The sequence below is a fragment of the Streptomyces sp. NBC_00503 genome (genome assembly GCF_036346895.1).
Classification (GTDB): Bacteria; Actinomycetota; Actinomycetes; order Streptomycetales; family Streptomycetaceae; genus Streptomyces.
Window position 1 is genome coordinate 2,127,290 of sequence record NZ_CP107855.1, and the last position, 21,155, is coordinate 2,148,444.

Annotated in this window: 16 protein-coding genes; 7 read left to right on the top strand and 9 right to left on the bottom strand. The window is 72.8% G+C overall.

Annotation, left to right across the window (positions count from 1 at the left end; genetic code table 11):
- Positions 1–262 precede the first annotated feature (262 nt).
- The 3 genes from OG490_RS09950 to OG490_RS09960 all read right to left on the bottom strand — a co-directional run bounded on the left by OG490_RS09950 (position 263) and on the right by OG490_RS09960 (position 7,364).
- On the bottom strand, positions 263–1,723 hold the full coding sequence (locus OG490_RS09950; protein WP_330295917.1) for a glutamate synthase subunit beta: 1,461 nt from the start codon (positions 1,721–1,723) through the stop codon (positions 263–265).
- Entirely contained in the window at positions 1,716–6,257 is a 4,542-nt protein-coding gene (gene gltB / locus OG490_RS09955; RefSeq protein ID WP_330300859.1) for a glutamate synthase large subunit, read from the bottom strand. Before gltB ends, OG490_RS09950 begins: the two co-directional genes overlap by 8 nt.
- Positions 6,258–6,632: 375 nt before the next feature.
- Positions 6,633–7,364 (bottom strand): VIT1/CCC1 transporter family protein, encoded by a 732-nt coding sequence (locus OG490_RS09960; protein WP_330295918.1) that lies wholly within the window; start codon positions 7,362–7,364, stop codon positions 6,633–6,635.
- A gap of 267 nt (positions 7,365–7,631) precedes the next feature.
- On the opposite strand from OG490_RS09960, the gene OG490_RS09965 reads away from it, so the two are divergent.
- From OG490_RS09965 to OG490_RS09995, 7 genes are read left to right on the top strand one after another with little or no spacing between them, the layout of a single operon-like run.
- The gene (locus tag OG490_RS09965) at positions 7,632–8,618 is read left to right on the top strand and encodes an ADP-ribosylglycohydrolase family protein (RefSeq protein ID WP_330295919.1); all 987 of its coding nucleotides are present in this window, start codon (positions 7,632–7,634) and stop codon (positions 8,616–8,618) included.
- Positions 8,615–9,931, top strand: a complete 1,317-nt coding sequence (locus tag OG490_RS09970; protein WP_330295920.1) for an ADP-ribosylglycohydrolase family protein — start codon at positions 8,615–8,617, stop codon at positions 9,929–9,931. The genes OG490_RS09965 and OG490_RS09970 overlap by 4 nt, the downstream gene beginning before the upstream one ends.
- Positions 9,932–9,962: 31 nt before the next feature.
- Positions 9,963–11,120: an ADP-ribosylglycohydrolase family protein gene (locus OG490_RS09975; protein ID WP_330295921.1), complete on the top strand. Its 1,158-nt coding sequence runs from the start codon at positions 9,963–9,965 to the stop codon at positions 11,118–11,120.
- Positions 11,117–12,631 (top strand): ADP-ribosylglycohydrolase family protein, encoded by a 1,515-nt coding sequence (locus tag OG490_RS09980; RefSeq protein WP_330295922.1) that lies wholly within the window; start codon positions 11,117–11,119, stop codon positions 12,629–12,631. Before OG490_RS09975 ends, OG490_RS09980 begins: the two co-directional genes overlap by 4 nt.
- Positions 12,628–13,533 (top strand): ribokinase, encoded by a 906-nt coding sequence (gene rbsK, locus OG490_RS09985; protein WP_330295923.1) that lies wholly within the window; start codon positions 12,628–12,630, stop codon positions 13,531–13,533. Before OG490_RS09980 ends, rbsK begins: the two co-directional genes overlap by 4 nt.
- Positions 13,533–14,753, top strand: a complete 1,221-nt coding sequence (locus OG490_RS09990) for a CaiB/BaiF CoA transferase family protein (protein WP_330295924.1) — start codon at positions 13,533–13,535, stop codon at positions 14,751–14,753. The genes rbsK and OG490_RS09990 overlap by 1 nt, the downstream gene beginning before the upstream one ends.
- Complete coding sequence (locus OG490_RS09995) at positions 14,750–15,571, top strand: HpcH/HpaI aldolase/citrate lyase family protein (RefSeq protein ID WP_330295925.1); 822 nt, start codon at positions 14,750–14,752, stop codon at positions 15,569–15,571. Before OG490_RS09990 ends, OG490_RS09995 begins: the two co-directional genes overlap by 4 nt.
- A gap of 61 nt (positions 15,572–15,632) precedes the next feature.
- Here the strand turns inward: OG490_RS09995 and lgt are convergent, their stop codons facing one another.
- The 6 genes from lgt to trpC form a co-directional block, all read right to left on the bottom strand.
- Positions 15,633–16,658, bottom strand: coding sequence for a prolipoprotein diacylglyceryl transferase (lgt, locus tag OG490_RS10000; protein ID WP_330295926.1), 1,026 nt, complete (start codon positions 16,656–16,658; stop codon positions 15,633–15,635).
- 80 nt (positions 16,659–16,738) lie between these two features.
- Complete coding sequence (locus OG490_RS10005) at positions 16,739–17,725, bottom strand: DsbA family protein (RefSeq protein WP_443065778.1); 987 nt, start codon at positions 17,723–17,725, stop codon at positions 16,739–16,741.
- Positions 17,726–17,829: 104 nt separating this feature from the next.
- Complete coding sequence (gene trpA / locus OG490_RS10010) at positions 17,830–18,642, bottom strand: tryptophan synthase subunit alpha (RefSeq protein ID WP_330295927.1); 813 nt, start codon at positions 18,640–18,642, stop codon at positions 17,830–17,832.
- Positions 18,639–19,898: a tryptophan synthase subunit beta gene (gene trpB / locus OG490_RS10015; RefSeq protein WP_330295928.1), complete on the bottom strand. Its 1,260-nt coding sequence runs from the start codon at positions 19,896–19,898 to the stop codon at positions 18,639–18,641. Before trpB ends, trpA begins: the two co-directional genes overlap by 4 nt.
- Positions 19,899–20,093: 195 nt before the next feature.
- Positions 20,094–20,303 carry a tryptophan biosynthesis modulator TrpM gene (trpM, locus tag OG490_RS10020; RefSeq protein WP_330295929.1) on the bottom strand — a complete coding sequence of 70 codons (210 nt, stop codon included), beginning with the start codon at positions 20,301–20,303 and terminating at the stop codon, positions 20,094–20,096.
- A gap of 8 nt (positions 20,304–20,311) precedes the next feature.
- Positions 20,312–21,121: an indole-3-glycerol phosphate synthase TrpC gene (gene trpC / locus OG490_RS10025; RefSeq protein ID WP_330295930.1), complete on the bottom strand. Its 810-nt coding sequence runs from the start codon at positions 21,119–21,121 to the stop codon at positions 20,312–20,314.
- Between the last annotated feature and the right edge of the window lie 34 nt (positions 21,122–21,155).

Sequence of the window (21,155 nt, forward strand, 5' to 3'; positions counted from 1 at the left end):
TTCCGTACACCGTTGTACGGACCGTATGAGGGGTCCCGGCGAGCCGGGGGTACAGCGAGACCTCAAGACACCACCCGACGGCCGGAGGCCGGCGCAGCCGGGCGAAGCCCGGGAGGCCGCCTGCGGCCGAGCGGCGCGAGCACGGCGTCCAGAAGGAGTCGTGGCGGGCGCGGTGTCAGAGTTCCGTACACCGTTGTACGGACCGTATGAGGGGTCCTCCCGGGGGAGGGGCCCCTCCCCCGGGGGGAGGGGTACTGCGGAACTACACGGTGATGGAGCGGTCCGTCGGCTTGACGGGGTACGGGAGGGCGCTGGAGCCGGTCAGGAAGCGGTCCACGCCGCGGGCGGCCGAGCGGCCTTCCGCGATGGCCCAGACGATCAGCGACTGGCCGCGGCCGGCGTCGCCGGCGACGAAGACGCCGTCGACGTTGGTCGCGTAGGAGGCGTCGCGCTCGATGTTGCCGCGCGCGTCCATCGCCAGGCCGAACTGGGCGGTCAGGCCGTTCTCCTGGTCCGTGCCGGTGAAGCCCATCGCCAGGGTGACCAGCTGCGCGGGGAGGACGCGCTCGGTGCCGGGCTTCTGGACGAGCTTGCCCTCTTCGAAGGCGACCTCGACCAGGTGGAGTTCCTGGACGTTGCCGTCCTCGTCGCCCACGAAGTGGGTGGTCGAGACGGAGTAGATCCGCTCGCCGCCCTCCTCGTGCGCGGAGGTGACCTTGTACAGCATGGGGAAGGTCGGCCACGGCTGACCGGTCGGGCGGTCCTCCGACGGGCGGGGCATGATCTCCAGCTGGGTGACGGAGGCCGCGCCCTGGCGGTGGGCGGTGCCCACGCAGTCCGCGCCGGTGTCGCCGCCGCCGATGACGACGACGTGCTTGCCCTCGGCCGTGATGGGGGGCGCCATGAAGTCGCCCTCCTGGACCTTGTTCGCGAGGGGGAGGTACTCCATCGCGAAGTGGATGCCGCCCAGGTCGCGGCCCGGGACCGGCAGGTCGCGGGAGATCGTCGCGCCCGCCGCGATGACGACCGCGTCGAACCGCTTGCGCAGGTCGGTGGCGGTGATGTCGCGGCCGATCTCCACACCGGTACGGAACTTGGTGCCCTCCGCGCGCATCTGCTCGATGCGGCGGTTGATGTGCACCTTCTCCATCTTGAACTCGGGGATGCCGTAGCGGAGCAGGCCGCCGATGCGGTCCGCGCGCTCGTACACGACCACGGTGTGGCCGGCCCGGGTCAGCTGCTGGGCCGCGGCCAGGCCCGCGGGGCCCGAGCCGATGACGGCCGCCGTCTTGCCGGACAGCCGCTCGGGCGGCTGCGGGGTGACGTCGCCGTTGTCCCACGCCTTGTCGATGATCGAGACTTCGACGTTCTTGATGGTGACGGCCGGCTGGTTGATGCCGAGCACGCACGCCGACTCGCAGGGAGCCGGGCACAGCCGCCCGGTGAACTCCGGGAAGTTGTTCGTCGCGTGCAGACGCTCCGAGGCCGCGGTCCAGTCCTCGCGGTACGCGAAGTCGTTCCACTCCGGGATCAGGTTCCCGAGCGGGCAGCCGTTGTGGCAGAACGGGATGCCGCAGTCCATGCAGCGGCCGGCCTGCTTGCTGATGATCGGGAGCAGCGAGCCCGGAACGTAGACCTCGTTCCAGTCCTGGAGGCGCTCGGCCACCGGACGGGTGCAGGCGGTCTCGCGCGGGGTGGTGAGGAAGCCCTTCGGGTCAGCCATTGGTCGCCGCCTCCATCATCTTCTCCGTGGTCTCGGACTCCGAGAGTCCGGCGAGCTCAGCGGCGTCCTTGGCGGCGAGCACTGCCTTGTACGTGGTCGGGATGATCTTGCTGAAGCGGGCCGCGGAGGCGGTCCAGTCAGCCAGGAGCTTCGCGGCCACGGTCGAGCCGGTCTCCTCCTCGTGGCGGCGCACCACATCGTGCAGCCACTCGGCGTCGGCCTCGGAGAGGGCTTCGACCGCGCCCGCGTTGCCGACGTTGACGTTGTTCACGTCGAGGTCGATGACGTACGCGACGCCGCCCGACATGCCGGCCGCGAAGTTGCGGCCCGTCTCGCCGAGGACGACCGCGTTGCCGCCGGTCATGTACTCGCAGCCGTGGTCGCCCACGCCTTCCGAGACGACCAGGGCGCCGGAGTTGCGGACGCAGAAGCGCTCGCCGGTGCGGCCGCGCAGGAACATCTCGCCGCCGGTGGCTCCGTAGCCGATGGTGTTGCCGGCGATGGTGGAGTACTCCGCCAGGTGGTCGGCGCCGCGGTCCGGGCGGACCACGACTCGGCCGCCGGAGAGGCCCTTGCCGACGTAGTCGTTGGCGTCGCCCTCCAGGCGCAGGGTCACGCCGCGGGGCAGGAAGGCCCCGAAGGACTGGCCGGCGCTGCCGGTGAAGGTCAGGTCGATGGTGTTGTCGGGCAGGCCCGCGCCACCGAACTTCTTGGTGACCTGGTGGCCGAGCATGGTGCCGACGGTCCGGTTGATGTTGCGGATCGCGACCTGGGCGCGGACCGGCTGGGCGGTCTCGGCGGAGTCGGCGTTCAGGGCCTCGGCGGCGAGCTCGATGAGCTCGTTGTCGAGGGCCTTCTCCAGACCGTGGTCCTGCTCGATCAGGGCGTGGCGGACCGCGCCCTCGGGCAGCTCCGGCACGTAGAAGAGCGGCTCCAGGTCGAGACCCTGCGCCTTCCAGTGCGTGACGGCCTTGCTGGTGTCGAGGAGCTCGGCGTGGCCGACGGCCTCCTCGATGGTGCGGAAGCCCAGCTCGGCGAGGAGCTCGCGCACCTCCTCCGCGATGAACTCGAAGAAGTTGACGACGAACTCGGGCTTGCCGGAGAAGCGGTCGCGCAGGACCGGGTTCTGGGTGGCGATGCCGACCGGGCAGGTGTCCAGGTGGCAGACGCGCATCATGACGCAGCCGGAGACGACGAGCGGCGCGGTCGCGAAACCGAACTCCTCGGCGCCGAGCAGCGCGGCGATGATGACGTCGCGGCCGGTCTTGAGCTGGCCGTCCGTCTGGACCACGATGCGGTCGCGCAGCCCGTTGAGCAGCAGGGTCTGCTGGGTCTCGGCGAGGCCGAGCTCCCAGGGACCGCCCGCGTGCTTCAGCGAGGTGAGCGGGGAGGCGCCCGTACCGCCGTCGTGGCCGGAGATGAGGACGACGTCCGCGTGGGCCTTGGAGACGCCCGCGGCGACGGTGCCGACACCGACCTCGGAAACCAGCTTCACGTGGATGCGTGCGGCCGGGTTCGCGTTCTTGAGGTCGTGGATCAGCTGAGCCAGGTCCTCGATGGAGTAGATGTCGTGGTGCGGCGGCGGGGAGATCAGGCCGACACCCGGGGTGGAGTGCCGGGTCTTGGCGACCCACGGGTAGACCTTGTGGCCGGGCAGCTGGCCGCCCTCGCCGGGCTTGGCACCCTGCGCCATCTTGATCTGGATGTCGTCCGCGTTGACCAGGTACTCGCTGGTGACACCGAAGCGGCCGGAGGCGACCTGCTTGATGGAGGAGCGGCGCGCCGGGTCGTACAGGCGGTCCGGGTCCTCGCCGCCCTCACCGGTGTTGGACTTGGCGCCCAACTGGTTCATGGCGATGGCGAGGGTTTCGTGGGCTTCCTTGGAGATGGAGCCGTACGACATGGCGCCGGTGGAGAAGCGCTTGACGATGTCGGCGACCGACTCGACCTCGTCGATGGAGATCGACGGGCGTGCCTCCGTGTTGAAGCCGAACAGGCCGCGGAGCGTCATGAGGCGCTCGGACTGCTCGTTCACCCGGTCCGTGTACTGCTTGAAGATGTCGTACCGGCGGTTGCGGGTGGCGTGCTGGAGGCGGAAGACCGTGTCCGGGTCGAACAGGTGCGGCTCGCCCTCGCGGCGCCACTGGTACTCGCCGCCGATCTCCAGAGCGCGGTGCGTGGCCGCGATGCCGGAGACGGGGTACGCCTTGGCGTGGCGCGCGGCCACCTCCTTGGCGACGACTTCGAGGCCCGCGCCGCCGATCTTGGTGGCGGTGCCCTCGAAGTACGCCTGGACGAACTCCTCGTTCAGGCCGACGGCCTCGAAGACCTGGGCGCCGCGGTAGGAGGCGACGGTGGAGATGCCCATCTTGGACATGACCTTCAGGACGCCCTTGCCGAGCGCGTAGATCAGGTTCTTGATGGCCTGCTCCGGCTCCAGGCCGGTCAGGAAGGTACCGGCGCGCAGGAGGTCCTCGACGGACTCCATGGCGAGGTACGGGTTGACGGCCGCGGCGCCGTAGCCGATGAGCAGCGCGACGTGGTGGACCTCGCGCACGTCGCCGGCCTCGACCAGCAGACCCACCTGGGTGCGCTGCTTGGTGGCGATGAGGTGGTGGTGCACGGCCGAGGTGAGCAGCAGCGACGGGATCGGCGCGTGCTCGGCGTCGGAGTGACGGTCCGAGAGGACGATCAGGTGCGCACCGTTCTCGATGGCCGCGTCGACCTCGCCGCGGATCTCCTCGAGGCGGGCGGCCAGCGCCTCGCCACCGCCGGAGACCCGGTAGAGGCCCGAGAGGGTGGCGGCCTTCATGCCCGGCATGTCGCCGTCTGCGTTGACGTGTATCAGCTTGGCGAGCTCGTCGTTGTCGATCACCGGGAACGGCAGCGTGACGCTGCGGCAGGACGCGGCGGTCGGCTCCAGCAGGTTGCCCTGCGGGCCGAGCGAGGACAGCAGCGAGGTGACGAGCTCCTCGCGGATGGCGTCCAGCGGCGGGTTGGTGACCTGCGCGAAGAGCTGCGTGAAGTAGTCGAAGAGCAGCCGGGGGCGCTCGGACAGGGCGGCGATCGGGGAGTCCGTACCCATGGAGCCGAGGGGCTCGCCGGCGGTACGGGCCATCGGCGCCAGGATGACGCGCAGCTCTTCCTCGGTGTAGCCGAAGGTCTGCTGGCGGCGGGTGACCGAGGCGTGGGTGTGGACGATGTGCTCGCGCTCGGGGAGGTCCTCGAGCTCGATCTCGCCGGTCTCCAGCCACTCCTCGTAGGGGTGCTCGGCGGCCAGCGCGTCCTTGATCTCGTCGTCTTCGATGATCCGCTTCTGGGCGGTGTCGACGAGGAACATCTTGCCGGGCTGCAGGCGGCCCTTGCGGACGACCTTGGCCGGGTCGATGTCCAGGACGCCGACCTCGGAGGAGAGCACGACGAAGTCGTCGTCGGTGACCCAGTAGCGGCCGGGGCGCAGACCGTTGCGGTCGAGGACCGCGCCGACCTGGGTGCCGTCGGTGAAGGTGACGCAGGCGGGGCCGTCCCACGGCTCCATCTGCGTGGAGTGGTACTTGTAGAACGCGCGGCGGGCCGGGGCCATGGAGGTGTGGTTCTCCCACGCCTCCGGGATCATCATCAGCACGCTGTGCGGGAGGGAGCGGCCGCCGAGGTGGAGCAGCTCCAGGACCTCGTCGAAGGAGGCGGAGTCGGAGGCGTCCGGGGTGCAGATCGGGAAGATCCGCTCGAGGGCGCCCTCGCCGAAGAGGCCGGAAGCCAGCTGGGACTCGCGGGCCCGCATCCAGTTCCGGTTGCCCTTGACCGTGTTGATCTCGCCGTTGTGCGCGACGAAGCGGTACGGGTGGGCGAGCGGCCACGACGGGAAGGTGTTCGTCGAGAACCGGGAGTGGACCAGGGCGATCGCCGAGGCGAAGCGGCGGTCGGAGAGGTCCGGGAAGAAGGGCTCGAGCTGGCCGGTGGTCAGCATGCCCTTGTAGACGATGGTGCGCGCGGAGAGCGACGGGAAGTAGACCCCGGCCTCGCGCTCGGCGCGCTTGCGCAGCACGAAGGCCTTGCGGTCCAGCTCGATGCCCGTAGTCCCGTTGCTGACGAACAGCTGCGAGAAGGCCGGCATGGTGGCGCGGGCGCCGTTGCCGAGAAGGTCCGGGGTGACCGGGACCTCGCGCCAGCCGAGGACCGTCAGGTTCTCCTCGGCGGCGATGGCCTCGATCTGCTCCACGGCGACGGCCTGTGCGGTGCCGTCGGCGGGGAGGAAGGCGATGCCGACGGCGTACGCGCCGGCCTCGGGAAGGTCGAATCCGGCCGCCTCGCGCAGGAACGCGTCCGGAACCTGGGAGAGGATGCCGGCGCCGTCGCCGGAGTCGGGCTCGGAGCCGGTGGCGCCTCGGTGCTCGAGGTTCCGCAATACGGTCAGCGCCTGCTCGACCAGCGTGTGGCTGGCCTCGCCGGTGAGGTTGGCCACAAAGCCGACGCCACAGGCGTCGTGCTCGTTGCGCGGGTCGTACATGCCCTGCTGGGCGGGGCGACCGTCCATGGGCGACCAGGCGGTGTTGCTGAGGCCGGTCGCGGAGTGCGTGGATGCGGAACGCATCGGCTCTCCCGTCGTCGTCGTGGCATATGTGCATAGCCGAGGGACGACGTTGGCCCTCTGCGAAATTTCGTGCAGATTACATGATGACGACAATCCCGAGAAGCGGATATCGCGTTCCAGCATGCGGACACTGCACGAAGCAGATAAGAGGGGACTTTCGCAGGTGCCTGATGATCGGGACACGCGGCGAAGGTCCCGTGCGGGGCGGGCCTCATTGCCCGGCGCCCTGAGTCTGATGCCCGGCGGACACGGTATCGAAACCGCCGAGTAACGAACTACTTATGCTGTGTACTGCATAGTGTCTCACTCCCTGCCCGGTCAGCCTACGGCTCCGCCGATCCAGGTTCCCAGGATGTACGTCACACCCGCCGCCGCGCCACCCAGGACGAGCTGGCGCAGTCCGCTGTACCACCAGGACCGGGCCGTGACCCGGGAGACCAGCGCGCCGCAGGCGAAGAGCCCCAGCAGTGCCATCAGCACCGCGGGCCACAGGGTCGTGGCGCCGAGCAGGTACGGGAGCAGCGGGATCAGCGCGCCCAGCGCGAAGGAGCCGAAGGAGGACACGGCGGCGACCATCGGCGAAGGCAGGTCGTCGGGGTCGATCCCCAGCTCCTCGCGGGCGTGGATCTCCAGCGCCTGCTCCGGGTCGCGGGACATCTGCATGGCCACCTCGCGGGCCAGCGCCGGCTCGACACCGCGCGAGACGTAGAGCTCGGCCAGCTCCTCCATCTCGTCGACGGGGTGCTTGCGCAACTGCTGGCGCTCTATCTCCAGTTCCGCCAGGACGAGCTCGCGCTGCGAGGCGACCGAGGTGTACTCGCCCGCCGCCATCGACAGTGCGCCCGCGGCGAGACCGGCCAGGCCGGTGACCACGATGACGTGCGGGGCGACGGCGCCGCCCGCGACACCGGTCATCAGGGCCAGGTTGGAGACGAGCCCGTCCATCGCACCGAACACGGCCGGGCGCAGCCAGCCACCGTTGACGTCCAGGTGGGTGTGGTTGTCGCGGTGGGCGGTGTGGAGCGGTGCTTCGAAATCGATGATGGACATGATGATGTCTCCCCTTTTGTACGAGTGGGTACGCAGAGGCGCGCCGCGCACGACACGCAGGCACCCACTCCCCCGGAACACCTCGAAACTACGCACGATTTTCGGTGCCCGCCAGCAAGGTAGGCCGTACTTACCTGGGGTTTTGGGGATCGGCGACCGGGTGACGGGGATGTGGCCGGGGTGTTTTGCGACGAGCGACAAACCACATGCCATGGCACAAATCCCCCAAGGGCTCAAGATGAGTCCCATCAAGTGGAGAGGCGCGCCATGGAGCTGATTGCATGCAATCCGCAGGTCCTCCTCGAACGGGCCCGGGGTGCTCTTCTGGGACTGGCCGTGGGTGACGCCCTGGGCGCCCCCGCGGAGAACATGAAGCCGTCGGAGATCCGGGCGAAATGGGGCCGGATCGAGGGCTTCGTCTCGGACGACCCGGCCGGCACGGACGACACCGAGTACGCGATCTTCTCGGGGCTGCTGCTGGCCCGCCACGGATCGGCGCTCACCGTCGCCCACGTGGAACGCGCGTGGCACCACTGGATCGCCGACCTGGACGAAGGCCCGTTCCGCGGAGCCGGCTTCTCGGAGCGCGGCACCCTGGAGAACCTGCGCCGGGGCCTCGCCGCGCCGATCTCCGCGCAGCACCGGCACGCGTGGTCGGACGGGCTGGCGATGCGGGCGGCGCCCTTCGGGGTCTTCGCGGCGGGCCGCCCGGCCGAGGCGGCGCGCCTCGTGGCCATCGACGGCTGCGTCAGCCACGACGGCGAGGGCATCTACGGGGGCCAGGCGGTCGCGGCGGGGGTCGCGGCGGCCATGGCCGGGGGCTCCCCGGCCTCGGTGATCTCCGCCGCCCTGTCGGTCATCCCCTCGGACTCCTGGACGGCGCGCTCCCTGCGCCGTGCGGTGACGGCCGCCCCGCGCGGCGAACGGGCGGTCCGCTCGGCGGTGGTCATCGGCGGCTACCCCTGGACGGACCTGGCCCCGGAAGCGGTCGGACTGGCCTTCGGAGCCTTCGCCGCGTGCGGGGGCGACTTCGCCTCCTCGGTCCTGACGGCGGTCAACATGGGCCGCGACGCGGACACCACCGCGGCGGTGGCAGGCGCCCTGGCCGGAGCGATGTCCGGGGCCCCCGCCATCCCGGCCGCCTGGTCCTCCGCGATCGGCCCGGTCCGGGGCAGCTGCCTCCCCTCGATGCGCGGCTACCACGTCCTGGACATCGCGGACCTCCTCACCCCGGAAACCGAGACCCCCCGATGACCGACCTGAGCACGGCCGCCCCGGCCACAGCCGACCTGACCACAGCCGCCCCGACCGGCCCGGCCACACGGACCGGCCCGGCCGCACCGGCCGCCCCGGCCCCGGCCCCGGCCCCGGCCCCGGCCCCCGCGCCCGCGCTCCGCGAGGAGGGGCCGCGGCCCCGCACCGCACCGCCCGCCGATCCCCCGCCAGGGCTCCGGCGGATCGAGGGGCTGCTGCTCGGGCTCGCCGCGGGCGATGCCGCCGGGTGGCCCGCGGCCCGGCACCGGGCCAGCCGGATGCCCGAGTGGACCCGCCGGCTCACCCGCGAGCTCGACACCTTCGCCGAGCAGAACGCCACCACCACGCTCCCCGTTCCCATCGCCCTCAACCAGCCCCCGGAACCCCTGCGCCTCGGCCCGTCCGACGACGCCGAGTGGGCCGCCTTCGCCGCCGAGTCCGTCCTCACCGCCTCCGGGGTCCTGCTCAGCGACCTCTCCCGGTCCCGCCGCATGCGCGCCGCCATCGACCTCGCCTGGAACGCGCTGGCCAGCGAGGTCGCGGCGGCGGCCGAGCGGGCTCCCGAGGTGGAGTCGGCGGTGCTGCCCCTGCGGGCCCGGATCTCCGTCCGGGCCGGCCTCGGCAACCTCGCCACCGGCCTGCGACCGCCCGCCACCGGCCACGACAACCCGCACTACTTCGACGACGCCGCCTGCATCCGCGCCTGCGTGCTCGCCGTCGTCCACCCCGGCGACCCGCAGGCCGCGGCGGACCTGGCCGAGTTCGACGCCCGCTACACCCAGGACGGCGACGGGGTCCACGGCGCCCGCGCCATGGCCGCCGCCATCGCCACCGCCCTGGCCGGCGCGGACACGGACGCCGCCGTCGACGCCGCTCTCGCACAGTTGCCCGAGGCCACGGAGATCGGCCGCAACGCCCGGCACGCGGTCTCGCTCGCCCGCGCGGAGCCGTCCGGGAGCGGGGCCTTCGCCATCGTCCCGCTCCTGGAGCACCAGATCGTCGACCACGTCTACAGCTACGGGATCGCCGCCGCGGAAACCGTCCCCGTGGCCCTCGCCCTGGCCACCGCGGCCCGCGGCCGGGTCTGCGAGGCGGTGCCGGCCGCCGCCTGTCTGTCGCGGGTCGCGGACTCCGCCCCCGCCCTCGCCGGAGCCCTGACCGGCGTGCTCGGCGGCGGGGACTCCATCCCGGCGGCCTGGCGCGAGGCCTGCCGCACCCTCTCGGGCTGCGCGCTCCCCCGCCTGGCGGGCACCGACCTCGTCGAACTCGCCGCCCTGCTCGCCCGTACGGAACTCACCTCGCCCAGGCCCTGACCCCGACCCGACCGCAAGGAATGACCTGAACATGACAATGGACTCCACTCCCACCCTGGAGGACAGGATCACCGGCGCGCTCGTCGGCGCGGCCGTCGGCGACGCGCTCGGCGGCCCGGTGGAGGGCTGGACCCCGGAACAGATCGTGGAGCGGCACGGCGGCCGGGTGCACGGCGTCGTCGGGCCGTGGCACGAGGACTGGCGCACGGCCAGGCCGATCGCCCCGTACCACAAGGGGGACGGCCACGTCACCGACGACACCCTCATGACGCACGCGCTGGTACGGGTCTACGAGGCCGTACGGGGCCACCTGGACGCGTACTCCGTCGCCGAGCACCTGGTCCCGGACCTCATGACCACCCCGCGCTGGATCCCCGAACTGGAGGCGGACGCCCTCCCCCTCCAGCGGGTCTTCCTCGCCGAGAAGTGGATCGTCACCCGGCTGCACTACGCGCACGTGGACCCGCGCGAGGCGGGCAGCGGCAACATCGTCAACTGCGGTGCGGCGATGTACATGGCGCCGGTCGGGCTCGTCAACGCGGGCCATCCGGCCGGGGCGTACGCGGAGGCCCTGGACATCACGGGCGCGCACCAGTCCTCGTACGGGCGGGAGGCGGCGGGCGTGTTCGCGGCGGCGGTCGCGGCGGCCTGCATCCCGGGCGCCACCGCTTCCTCGGTGGTCGAAACGGCCCTGGGCCTGGCCAAGGACGGCACCCGCGCGGCCATCGCGGCGGTGTGCGAAGTGGCCGCGCGCCACCGGGACTTCGAGTCGGCGCTGGCCCCGCTGCGGGCGGCCGTGGCCCCGTACGACTCGGTCGGCCCCGACTACCGCACCCCCTCGCTGGGGGCTCGGCGCCCGTCGCGCCTCCACTCGATCGAGGAGCTGCCGATCGCGCTCGGCATGCTGCTCGTCGCCGAGGGGGCCTACGAGGGTTCCGTGCTCGGAGCGGTCAACTACGGCCGGGACTGCGACTCCATCGCCACCATGGCGGGAGCGATCGCCGGAGCCCTCGCCGGCGCCTCGGCGGTCCCGGAGGCCTGGGCCAAGCAGGTCGCGGAGGCCAGCCGCCTCGACCTGCACGCCCCGGCGGCCGCGCTGGCGGCGGTGGCCCGGGAGGTCTTCGCCCGGGACCGTTCCCGCCGCCGGGCCCACGAGTCGGCCTTCGCCGCCCTGACGGCCCCCCGATGACGGCCGCCGCCCCGCCGCCGCTGACGACCGCTTCCCCGAGCCCGGCGCCGACGGTGTCCCCATCCGGGGCCGGGGCCGGGTCCAGGTCCGGGTCCGGGGCCCCCGTCCGGCTCACCTGGGTCCAGCCGGAGGACCTGGTCGGCCACGAGTTCCGCCAGGCCTCCCAGGACGGCCGCGGCAAGGCCGCCGAGCCCCTGCTGCGCGTCTGGCTCGCGGCGGGCGGCCACCCCGCTCCGCCCAGCGCGGGGGCCTCCCCCGCTCCGGCCGCGCCCGAGCTCCGGGCCCTTGCGTCCGACCTCCTGACGGCCCTCGCGGCCCTGCCCCGACCCGCGGCAGCCGCAGCAGCCGAACCGGACCCCTGGCCCGCAATCACCGCCACCTGGTCGGCGGCGAGCGCGGGCCCCGGCCAAGGCTCCACCGAGGACCCCGCGCTGGGCCGCAGGCTGGAGGCCGCCTGGGTCGGCCGGGCCGTCGGGTGCGTGCTCGGCAAGCCCGTGGAGAAACTGCCGCTGCACGGAATCAGGGCCCTGGCCCGGGCCGCCGGGAACTGGCCCCTCGACGACTGGTTCACCGAACGCGGCGTACCACCGGAGGTACTCGCCGCCCACCCCTGGAACCGCCGCTCCGCCCCCACCTCCCTCGCCGAGAACATCAACGGGACCCCCGAGGACGACGACCTCAACTTCCCCCTCCTCGGCCTGCTCCTCCTCCAGCGCCACGGCCGCGGGTTCACCACCGCCGACCTGGGCCGGCTCTGGCTCGACGAGCTCCCGGCCGGCCGTACCTTCACCGCCGAGCGTGTCGCGTACCGCAACCTCCTCCACGGGCTGGAGCCCCCCGCCACCGCCACCCACCACAACCCCTTCCGCGAGTGGATCGGCGCCCTCATCCGCGCCGACGTCCACGGCTGGACAAACCCGGGCAATCCTGCCGCTGCCGCGGCCCAGGCGTACCGGGACGCCGCCCTCACCCACACCGGCAACGGCGTCTACGCGGCCCTGTTCGTCGCCGCCGCCACCGCCACCGCGGCCACCGGCCGGGCCGACGTCCACACCGCGCTGCGGGCCGGGCTGGCCGTCGTACCGCCCCGCTCGCGCCTCGCCGAGGCCGTCCGCTTCGGGATCGCGACCGCCGCGGCGGCGGGGGCGGAGGGCTTCGAGGAGGTCGTCGACCGGCTCCACGCCCGCTACGGCCACTACCACTGGGTCCACGCCGTCCCCAACACCGCCCTGATCGCCGCCGCGCTCACGCATGCCGACGGGGACTTCACCCGCTCCGTCTGCCGCGCCGTGTCCGGCGGCTGGGACACGGACTCCAACGGCGCCACCGCGGGCGCCCTCGCCGGACTGATCATGGGATCACCCGACAGGATCCCCCACCGCTGGACCGCCCCGCTGAAGAACCGCCTCGCCACCACCGTCCCCGGCTTCGACGGCATCGGCTTCGACACCCTCGCCGGGCTCACCGCCCGGCTCGCCCGCCCCACCCCCAAGGAGGCAGCCCGCTCATGACGGCCATCGCCGTGCTCGGCAGTACCAACATGGACCTCGTCGCCTACGTCTCCAAGGCCCCCCGCCTCGGCGAGACCGTCACCGGCCGCGCGTTCCGCACCGTCCCCGGCGGCAAGGGCGCCAACCAGGCCGTCGCCGCCGCCCGTGCCGGAGCGGAGGTAGTGATGATCGGGGCGGTCGGGGCGGACGAGTTCGGCGTACGGCTGCGCTCCGCGCTCGCCTCGGCCGGGGTGGAAACGGCGGCCCTGCGCACCGTCGAGGGTGCCAGCGGGACCGCGCACATCACCGTGGACGACGAGGGCGGCAACAGCATCATCGTCATCCCCGGCGCCAACGCCCAGGTCACCACCCTGGAGCCGGGCGACGCCTCCCGCATCGGCGCCGCCGGCTCCCTCCTCCTCCAGCTCGAACTCCCCCTGGAGGCCGTGCTCGAAGGCGCCCTCGCGGCCCGCGCCCACGGGGTCCGGACGATCCTCACCCCGGCCCCTGCCCAGCCGCTGCCCGCGGAACTCCTCGGCGCCACCGACCTGTTGGTGCCCAACGAGCACGAGGCCGCCGCGCTCACCGGCCTCACCGATCCCTACCTGGCCGCCGCCGCGCTGCTCGAGGACGTGCCCGAGGTGGTCGTCACCCTCGGCGCCGCCGGGGCCCTGTACGCCGCCCGCGGCCGGGAGCCGGTGACCGTGCCCGCGCCCCGGGTACGGGCGGTGGACACCACCGCCGCCGGGGACACCTTCGTCGGCGCGCTCGCCGTGGGCCTCGACGAGGGCCGCGCGATGCCCGGCGCCATCGCCTGGGCCTCGTGCGCCGCCGCGCTGTCCGTGCAGCGCCCGGGCGCCCAGGACTCGATGCCGACCCGCGCCGAGATCGACGCGTTCGCCGCCGGGCAGGGCATCCGCTGATGACCGCGACCCCCGCCACGGCGGCCCGGCCCGGCTCCGGGCCCCTGCGAGGACTCCGCGTCCTCGACCTCGCCACCCTCTTCGCCGGCCCCCTCGCGGCCACCCTCCTCGGCGACTTCGGCGCCGAGGTGGTCAAGGTCGAGCATCCGTCCCGCCCCGACCCCTCCCGCGGCCACGGCCCCGCCAAGGACGGAATCGGCCTCTGGTGGAAGCTGCTCGGCCGGAACAAGCGGACGATGACCCTCGATCTGTCCACCCCCGGCGGCCGGGACACCCTGCTGCGGCTGGCCGCCACCGCCGACGTGGTCATCGAGAACTTCCGCCCCGGCACCCTGGAGCGCTGGGGCCTGGGCTGGCCCGAGCTGTCCGCCGCCAACCCGCGGCTGATCCTGACCCGCGTGACGGCCTTCGGCCAGGAGGGCCCGTACGCCCACCGGCCCGGCTTCGGCACCCTCGCGGAGGCGATGAGCGGGTTCGCCGCGATCACCGGGGAGCCGGAGGGGCCGCCGACGCTGCCGCCCTTCGGGCTCGCGGACTCCATCGCCGCGCTGACCACCGCGTACGCCGTGATGACGGCGCTCGCCGGCCGCGACCGGACCGGGCACGGGCAGGTGGTGGACCTGGCGATCATCGAGCCGATCCTCACCGTGCTGGGCCCGCACCCGCTCTGGTACGACCAGCTCGGCTACGTACAGCCGCGCACCGGGAACCGTTCCACCAACAACGCCCCCCGCAATACGTACCGCAGCGCGGACGGGCGCTGGCTGGCGGTCTCCACCTCCGCCCAGTCCATCGCCGAGCGCGTGATGCGGCTCGTCGGGCGGCCCGAGCTGATCCACGAGCCCTGGTTCGCCACCGGTTCCGGGCGCGCCGCCCACGCCGACGTCCTCGACGAGGCGGTCGGCGGTTGGATCGCCCGCCACAAGGCGGACGAGGTGACGGCGGCCTTCGAGGAGGCCGAGGCCGCGGTCGCCCTGGTCTACGACGTACGGGACGTCATGGCCGATCCGCAGTACGCGGCCCTGGACACGGTCACCGAGGTCGAAGACCCCGAACTCGGCCCGATCCGCATGCAGAACGTCCTCTTCCGCCTCTCCGAGACTCCCGGCGCGATCCGCTGGGCGGGCCGTCCGCACGGAGCGGACACCGAGGCCGTCCTCACCGAACTCGGCCTCACCGAAGCCGAGATCGCCGAGCTCCGCACCGAAGGTGCCCTGTGATCCTGACCTGGCTCTACGTACCGGGCGACCGCCCGGAAGTCGTCACCAAGGCCCTGTCCGCCGGGGCCGACGCCGTCATCGTGGACTTGGAGGACGCGGTATCGGCCTCCCGCAAGGAGTACGCCCGCGCCGCCACCGCCGAACTCCTCGGCGCCCGCCACCAAGTCCCGGTCCACGTCCGCGTCAACGCCCTCGACTCCCCCTGGGGAGGCGCCGACCTCACCGCCCTCGGCGGGCTCCACGGCCTCGCCGGACTGCGGCTGCCCAAGATCTCCGCGCCCGAACAGATCGTGGGCGTCGCCGAACGCACCGGCGGGGTGCCCCTGTACGCCCTGCTGGAGTCGGCGGTCGGCGTGGAACGGGCCTACGAGATCGCCCGCGCGCACCCCGCCCTGCGCGGGCTGTCCCTGGGCGAGGCCGATCTGCGCGCCGACCTCGGGATCACCGCCGAGGCGGGCCTGGACTGGCCGCGCTCCCGGGTGGTGGTGGCGGCCCGCGCGGCCGGTCTCGCGCCGCCCGCCCAGTCCGTGTTCCCCGACATCCGGGACCTGGATGCGCTGGCCACCTCCTGCGCCCGGGGCCGCTCGCTGGGCTTCCTGGGCCGCGCGGCGATCCACCCGCGCCAGCTCCCGGTGATCGCGCGGGCCTACCTGCCCGGTCCGGAGGAGGTCACGGCGGCCGAGGAGATCGTGGCGGCGGCCCGCCGCACCCCGGGCGCGGTGGCCCTGGCCGACGGCCGTTTCGTGGACCCGGCGATGCTGGCGGGCGCGGAACGGGTCGTGGCCCTGGGCCGGCGCGGCGCGCCGGTGCCTTCGTGAGAAACGGGAGGGGCGCCGCGCGATGTGCGCGGCGCCCCTCCCGTGTCGACCGGAGTCCCGGTCAGAGCTTCTTGGCCTCGGCGGCCTCGTCCTTCGGCTCGGCCTCAGGGGCCTGTGCCTCGGGGGCCTCGGACTTGGTGTCCTCCGCCTTGGCGTCCTCGGCCTTGGTGAGCTCCACCTTGGCGTCCACCGCCTCGGCGTCGCCCTCGCCGTCCTTCGCCTCCGCCGGGGCGTCCCCGTCCTCGGCTCCGGCAACGGTGTCGGAGGCGGAGTCGGTGTCCGGCTCGACGACCTCCTCGCGGCCCGGCCGCAGCTTCGCCGAGAGCACCAGGTAGACCACGGCCAGGACGAAGACCACGATCGCGGTCCACACGTTGAGCCGCAGGCCCAGGATGTGGTGGGCCTCGTCGACCCGCATGTACTCGATCCAGCTCCGCCCGACGCAGTACGCGGCCACGTACAGCGCGAACGCCCGCCCGTGCCCGAGCTTGAAGCGGCGGTCGGCCCAGATCACCAGGAGGGCGACGCCGACGCACCAGAGCGACTCGTAGAGGAAGGTCGGGTGGTAGGTCCCGGCGACGCGGTTGGGGCCGTCGCTGATCTCCACCGCCCACGGCAGGTCGGTGGCGCGGCCGTACAGCTCCTGGTTGAACCAGTTGCCCCAGCGCCCGCAGGCCTGGGCCAGCGCGATCCCGGGGGCCAGCGCGTCCGCCCAGGCGGGCAGCGGGATGCCGCGCACCCGGCAGCCGATCCAGGCGCCGACCGCGCCGAGCGCGATCGCACCCCAGATGCCGAGGCCGCCCTGCCAGATCTTGAAGGCGTCGACCCAGTCGCGGCCTTCGCCGAAGTAGAGCTGGTAGTCGGTGATCACGTGGTAGAGGCGACCGCCGACCAGGCCGAACGGGACCGCCCACACGGCGATGTCCGCGACCGTGCCCGGCTTTCCGCCGCGGGCGACCCAGCGCTTGTTGCCGAGCCAGACGGCGACGAAGACGCCGATGATGATGCAGAACGCGTAGCCGCGCAGCGGGATCGGTCCGAGATGGAGCACGCCCGTCGACGGACTGGGAATGAAGGCAAGGTTCATGGCAAGACCCGACGCTACCTTGCCGGACGGTGCGGACCACAACCCGTCCGGCAAGCTGCTGCCGAATCGAGACGGGGGGCTCAGTCGTCCGAAGCCGCCTTGGTGGACGTAGAGGACGTAGTGGACGTGCCGCCCGACGAGGAGGTGCCCGACCCCGTCTTGGATCCCGACCGGGCCGACGCGGAGGCCGAGGGTGAGGCCGAGCGGGCCGAGGAGGCCTGGGACGGCGACGGCGATGCGGACGGGGAGGGGGATCCGGACGGCTTCGCGGCCCCCGGGCCGCCCTTGCCGGCCGCCTCCACCTTCTCCTTGAGCTTCTGCGGGGTCAGCGGGTTGGCCTGGTCCGCGAAGATGTCCTTGCCGTCGAGGAGCACGGTCGGGGTGCCGCGGAACTTGCCCGCGCGGAAGGCCTCCTGCGACTTCTTCACCCAGCTGTCGTGCGTGCCGTCCTGCACGCAGGTGCGGAACTCCGGGGTGTCCAGCCCCTGCACCTTGGCGGCCAGCTCCAGGAGCTTGGCGTTCTTGCCGTAGGCGTCGTTGGTTTCCTCCGGCTGGTTCTCGAAGAGCACGTCGTGGTACGGGGAGAACTTGGCCCCGTCCTGGGCGCAGGCCGCCGCGTTGGCGCTGCGGAGGGAGCCGGTGCCGCCCATGTTCCCGTCGATCAGGGTGACCAGGTGGTATTCGACCTTGAGCAGGCCCTTGGCCTCCAGGTCGTGGATAGTGTCCCGGTAGTTGGTCTCGAAGGCCTTGCAGGCCGGGCAGCGGAAGTCCTCCCACACGGTCAGCGTGGAGGGGGCCTCGGGCTTGCCGGCCTGGATGGCGAGGGCGTCCTTGCCGGTCGCACCGGAGGGGGCGACCAGGGGGCCGCCCTTCGCGGACGAGCCGCCCTTGCCGGTGTTCGCCGCGATCAGGCCGACGACGGCCGCGAGACCGAGTACGCCGACCACCGCCGCCGACACCACGAGGGTGCGCCTGCGCTTGTCCTTGGCCTTCTGCCGCTCGCGCTCCGCCTGGAGCCGCTCGCGGGCCGATCGTTTCGTCGCATCGCGGTTCGCACCGTCGTTCATGTCACTCACGTTCCGCCAAACGAAGCAGGGAGGCACTCTCGTGCCTCCCTGCCCCTACTTCCACCCGATCGGGCTACAGAACCCCGTCCGCGGCCCGTCCGGCGTCAGCTTCTGCGTACGCCTTCCGCAAGCTCGCCCGCAAGCGCCCGTACGGCGTCCAGCCCGGCCGCCAGGTCCGGCGCGTCCAGCAGCAGCTTCACGAAGGCCGAGCCGACGATCACACCGTCGGCGAAGCCGGCCACCTCCTTGGCCTGGACGGCGTTGGAGACGCCCAGACCGACGCAGACCGGGAGCTCGCTGGTGGCGCGGGTGCGGCGGACGAGGTCCGCGGCCTGGTTGCCGACGGACTCGCGGGTGCCGGTGACGCCCATGAGCGAAGCGGCGTAGACGAAGCCGGAACCGGCCGCCGTGATGGTGGCCAGACGCTCGTCCTTGCTGCTGGGGGCCACGACGAAGACGGTCGCCAGACCGTGCTTGGCCGCGTGCTCGCGCCACAGCGCGGACTCCTGGACCGGCAGGTCGGGCAGGATGCAGCCCGCGCCGCCGGCGGCGGCGAGCTCCGCGGTGAACCGCTCGACGCCGTAGCGGTCGATGGGGTTCCAGTACGTCATGACCAGGATCGGGGCGCCCGTGGCCTCGTGCGCCTCGCGCACGGTCCGCAGGGTGTCGGCGATCTTGACGCCGCCGCGCAGGGCGATGTCGTCGGCGGTCTGGATGATCGCGCCGTCCAGGACCGGGTCGCTGTGCGGGAGGCCGATCTCGACCACGTCCGCGCCGCCCGCGATGACGGCCTTGACGGCCTCGATGGCCCCGTCCACGGTCGGGAAGCCCGCCGGGAGGTAGGCGACGAGGGCCGCGCGGTCCTCGGACTTCGCCTTGGCGAGGGTGGCCGAGAGGAGTTCGATGTTGCCGCTCACTTGGTCTCCCCCTCGGAGGCGTCGGTGTCGTACAGGTTGAAGTAGCGGGCGGCGGTGTCCATGTCCTTGTCGCCGCGGCCGGACAGGTTGACGACGAGCAGCCCGTCCTTGCCGAGCTCCTTGCCGAGGTCCAGCGCGCCGGCCAGCGCGTGCGCCGACTCGATGGCCGGGATGATGCCCTCGGTGCGCGAGAGCAGCCGCAGGGCCTGCATCGCCTGGTCGTCGGTGACCGCGCGGTACTCGGCGCGGCCCGCGTCCTTGAGGTACGAGTGCTCCGGGCCGATGCCCGGGTAGTCCAGACCGGCCGAGATGGAGTACGGCTCGGTGATCTGGCCCTCCTCGTCCTGTAGGACGTAGGAGCGCGATCCGTGCAGGATGCCGGGCTCGCCCGCGGTCAGGGTGGCCGCGTGCTCGCCGCTCTCCACGCCGTGTCCGGCGGGCTCGAAGCCGACCAGGCGGACGCCGGCGTCCGGGATGAAGGCGTGGAACAGGCCGATGGCGTTCGAGCCGCCGCCGACGCAGGCCGCGACGGCGTCGGGCAGCCGTCCGGCGCGCTCCAGGATCTGGCGGCGGGCCTCGACGCCGATGACGCGGTGGAAGTCGCGGACCATGGCCGGGAAGGGGTGGGGACCGGCGACCGTACCGAAGAGGTAGTGGGTGCGGTCCACGTTGGCGACCCAGTCGCGGAACGCCTCGTTGATGGCGTCCTTGAGGGTGCGCGAGCCCGACTTCACGGCGATGACCTCGGCGCCCAGCATGCGCATGCGGGCCACGTTGAGGGCCTGGCGCTGAGTGTCGATCTCGCCCATGTAGATGGTGCACTCGAGGCCGAAGAGGGCGCAGGCGGTGGCTGTGGCCACGCCGTGCTGCCCGGCGCCGGTCTCGGCGATGACGCGGGTCTTGCCCATGCGCTTGGTGAGCAGCGCCTGGCCCAGCACGTTGTTGATCTTGTGCGAGCCGGTGTGGTTCAGGTCCTCGCGCTTGAGGAAGATCCGCGCGCCCCCGGCGTGCTCGGCGAACCGGGGCACCTCGGTGAGGGAGCTGGGGCGGCCGGTGTAGTTGACCATCAGGTCGTTGAGCTCGGCCGCGAAGGCCGGGTCGACCTTGGCCTTCTCGTACTCGACGGCGACCTCGTCCACGGCGGCGACGAGCGCCTCCGGGATGAACTTGCCGCCGAACTCACCGAAATAGCCCTCGGCGTTGGGGATGTGACCCTCAGGGTCCGGAATGAAGAACTCACTGGTGGCGCTGGACATGCCCAGGTACTCCTACGGATGCGACGCGGATGTCTTCACCGTATTGCGCCGCCCGCCCGCGACGACCACACCCGCTGGGGGCGTGCGCGTGCGGCACGGGGCGACCCGCCCCCGGAGCCGGCGGCTCGGGCGGCAGGACGTACGGGTGCGCCTACAGGCGTGGTGTACGGGTACACCACGGCCGGGGCGGCCTCGTTACGGCGCGTCGGGGCTACACCATCGCATGCCGTTGACCTGACCGGGCTCGGAACCGATCACGTACCGGACCCGCCGCCCGTGCACGCGCCGGGCCGGGGCGCGGCAGCCGCGGGGGCGGCAGCCGCGCGCCAGGGGCGCGTGCGCCGTCGGCACTCCGGCCAGGCGGGAGCCGGGCCGGGTGCGGACGGTGGGACGGTCGTGGGTCATGGGACGGGTCAGCTCCGCCCGTGGCGCAGGGCGGGGTGGGCTCCGGCGGCGACGAGATCGGCCACGGCCGACTTCGGGTCGCGACCGGTCACCAGGGACTCGCCCACGAGGACGGCGTCGGCCCCCTCGTTGGCGTAGGCGATCAGGTCGTGCGGCCCGCGGATGCCGGACTCGGCGACCTTGACGATGTGGGCCGGGATCTCGCCGACGACGCGCTCGAAAGTGGAGCGGTCGACCTTGAGGTCCTTGAGGTTGCGGGCGTTGACGCCGATGATCTTGGCGCCTGCCGCGACCGCACGCTCGATCTCCTCCTCGTCGTGGACCTCGACGAGCGGGGTGAGCCCGATGGACTCGGCGCGCTCGATGAGGGAGACGAGGGCCTCCTGCTCCAGGGCCGCGACGATCAGCAGCACGAGGTCGGCGCCGTAGGCGCGGGCCTCCCACAGCTGGTAGGCCGTGACGATGAAGTCCTTGCGCAGGATCGGGATGTCCACGCGGGCGCGGACGGCCTCCAGGTCGGCCAGCGAGCCACCGAAACGGCGCTGCTCGGTGAGGACGGAAATGACCGCCGCACCGCCCGCTTCGTAGTCGGCGGCGAGCCCGGCCGGATCGGCGATGGCGGCCAGCGCGCCCTTGGACGGGCTGGAGCGCTTGACCTCGCAGATCACCTTGACGCTGTCACCGCGCAGAGCAGCGACGCCGTCCTTGGCCTGGGGCGCCTTGGCGGCGCGCTCCTTGAGCTCGTCGAGGCTGACGCGCGCCTGCCGTTCGGCAAGGTCTTCGCGGACCCCTTCGATGATCTCGTCGAGCACACTCACGCGAGCGGCCCCCCTTCCGGGTCGATGGCGGTCG

Coding starts and splice junctions, on each gene's coding strand:
- OG490_RS09950 (WP_330295917.1), bottom strand. CDS start 1,723: ATGGCTGACCCGAAGGGCTTCCTCACCACCCCGCGCGAGACCGCCTGC.
- gltB (WP_330300859.1), bottom strand. CDS start 6,257: ATGGACGGTCGCCCCGCCCAGCAGGGCATGTACGACCCGCGCAACGAG.
- OG490_RS09960 (WP_330295918.1), bottom strand. CDS start 7,364: ATGTCCATCATCGATTTCGAAGCACCGCTCCACACCGCCCACCGCGAC.
- OG490_RS09965 (WP_330295919.1), top strand. CDS start 7,632: ATGGAGCTGATTGCATGCAATCCGCAGGTCCTCCTCGAACGGGCCCGG.
- OG490_RS09970 (WP_330295920.1), top strand. CDS start 8,615: ATGACCGACCTGAGCACGGCCGCCCCGGCCACAGCCGACCTGACCACA.
- OG490_RS09975 (WP_330295921.1), top strand. CDS start 9,963: ATGACAATGGACTCCACTCCCACCCTGGAGGACAGGATCACCGGCGCG.
- OG490_RS09980 (WP_330295922.1), top strand. CDS start 11,117: ATGACGGCCGCCGCCCCGCCGCCGCTGACGACCGCTTCCCCGAGCCCG.
- rbsK (WP_330295923.1), top strand. CDS start 12,628: ATGACGGCCATCGCCGTGCTCGGCAGTACCAACATGGACCTCGTCGCC.
- OG490_RS09990 (WP_330295924.1), top strand. CDS start 13,533: ATGACCGCGACCCCCGCCACGGCGGCCCGGCCCGGCTCCGGGCCCCTG.
- lgt (WP_330295926.1), bottom strand. CDS start 16,658: ATGAACCTTGCCTTCATTCCCAGTCCGTCGACGGGCGTGCTCCATCTC.
- OG490_RS10005 (WP_443065778.1), bottom strand. CDS start 17,725: ATGAACGACGGTGCGAACCGCGATGCGACGAAACGATCGGCCCGCGAG.
- trpB (WP_330295928.1), bottom strand. CDS start 19,898: ATGTCCAGCGCCACCAGTGAGTTCTTCATTCCGGACCCTGAGGGTCAC.
- trpM (WP_330295929.1), bottom strand. CDS start 20,303: ATGACCCACGACCGTCCCACCGTCCGCACCCGGCCCGGCTCCCGCCTG.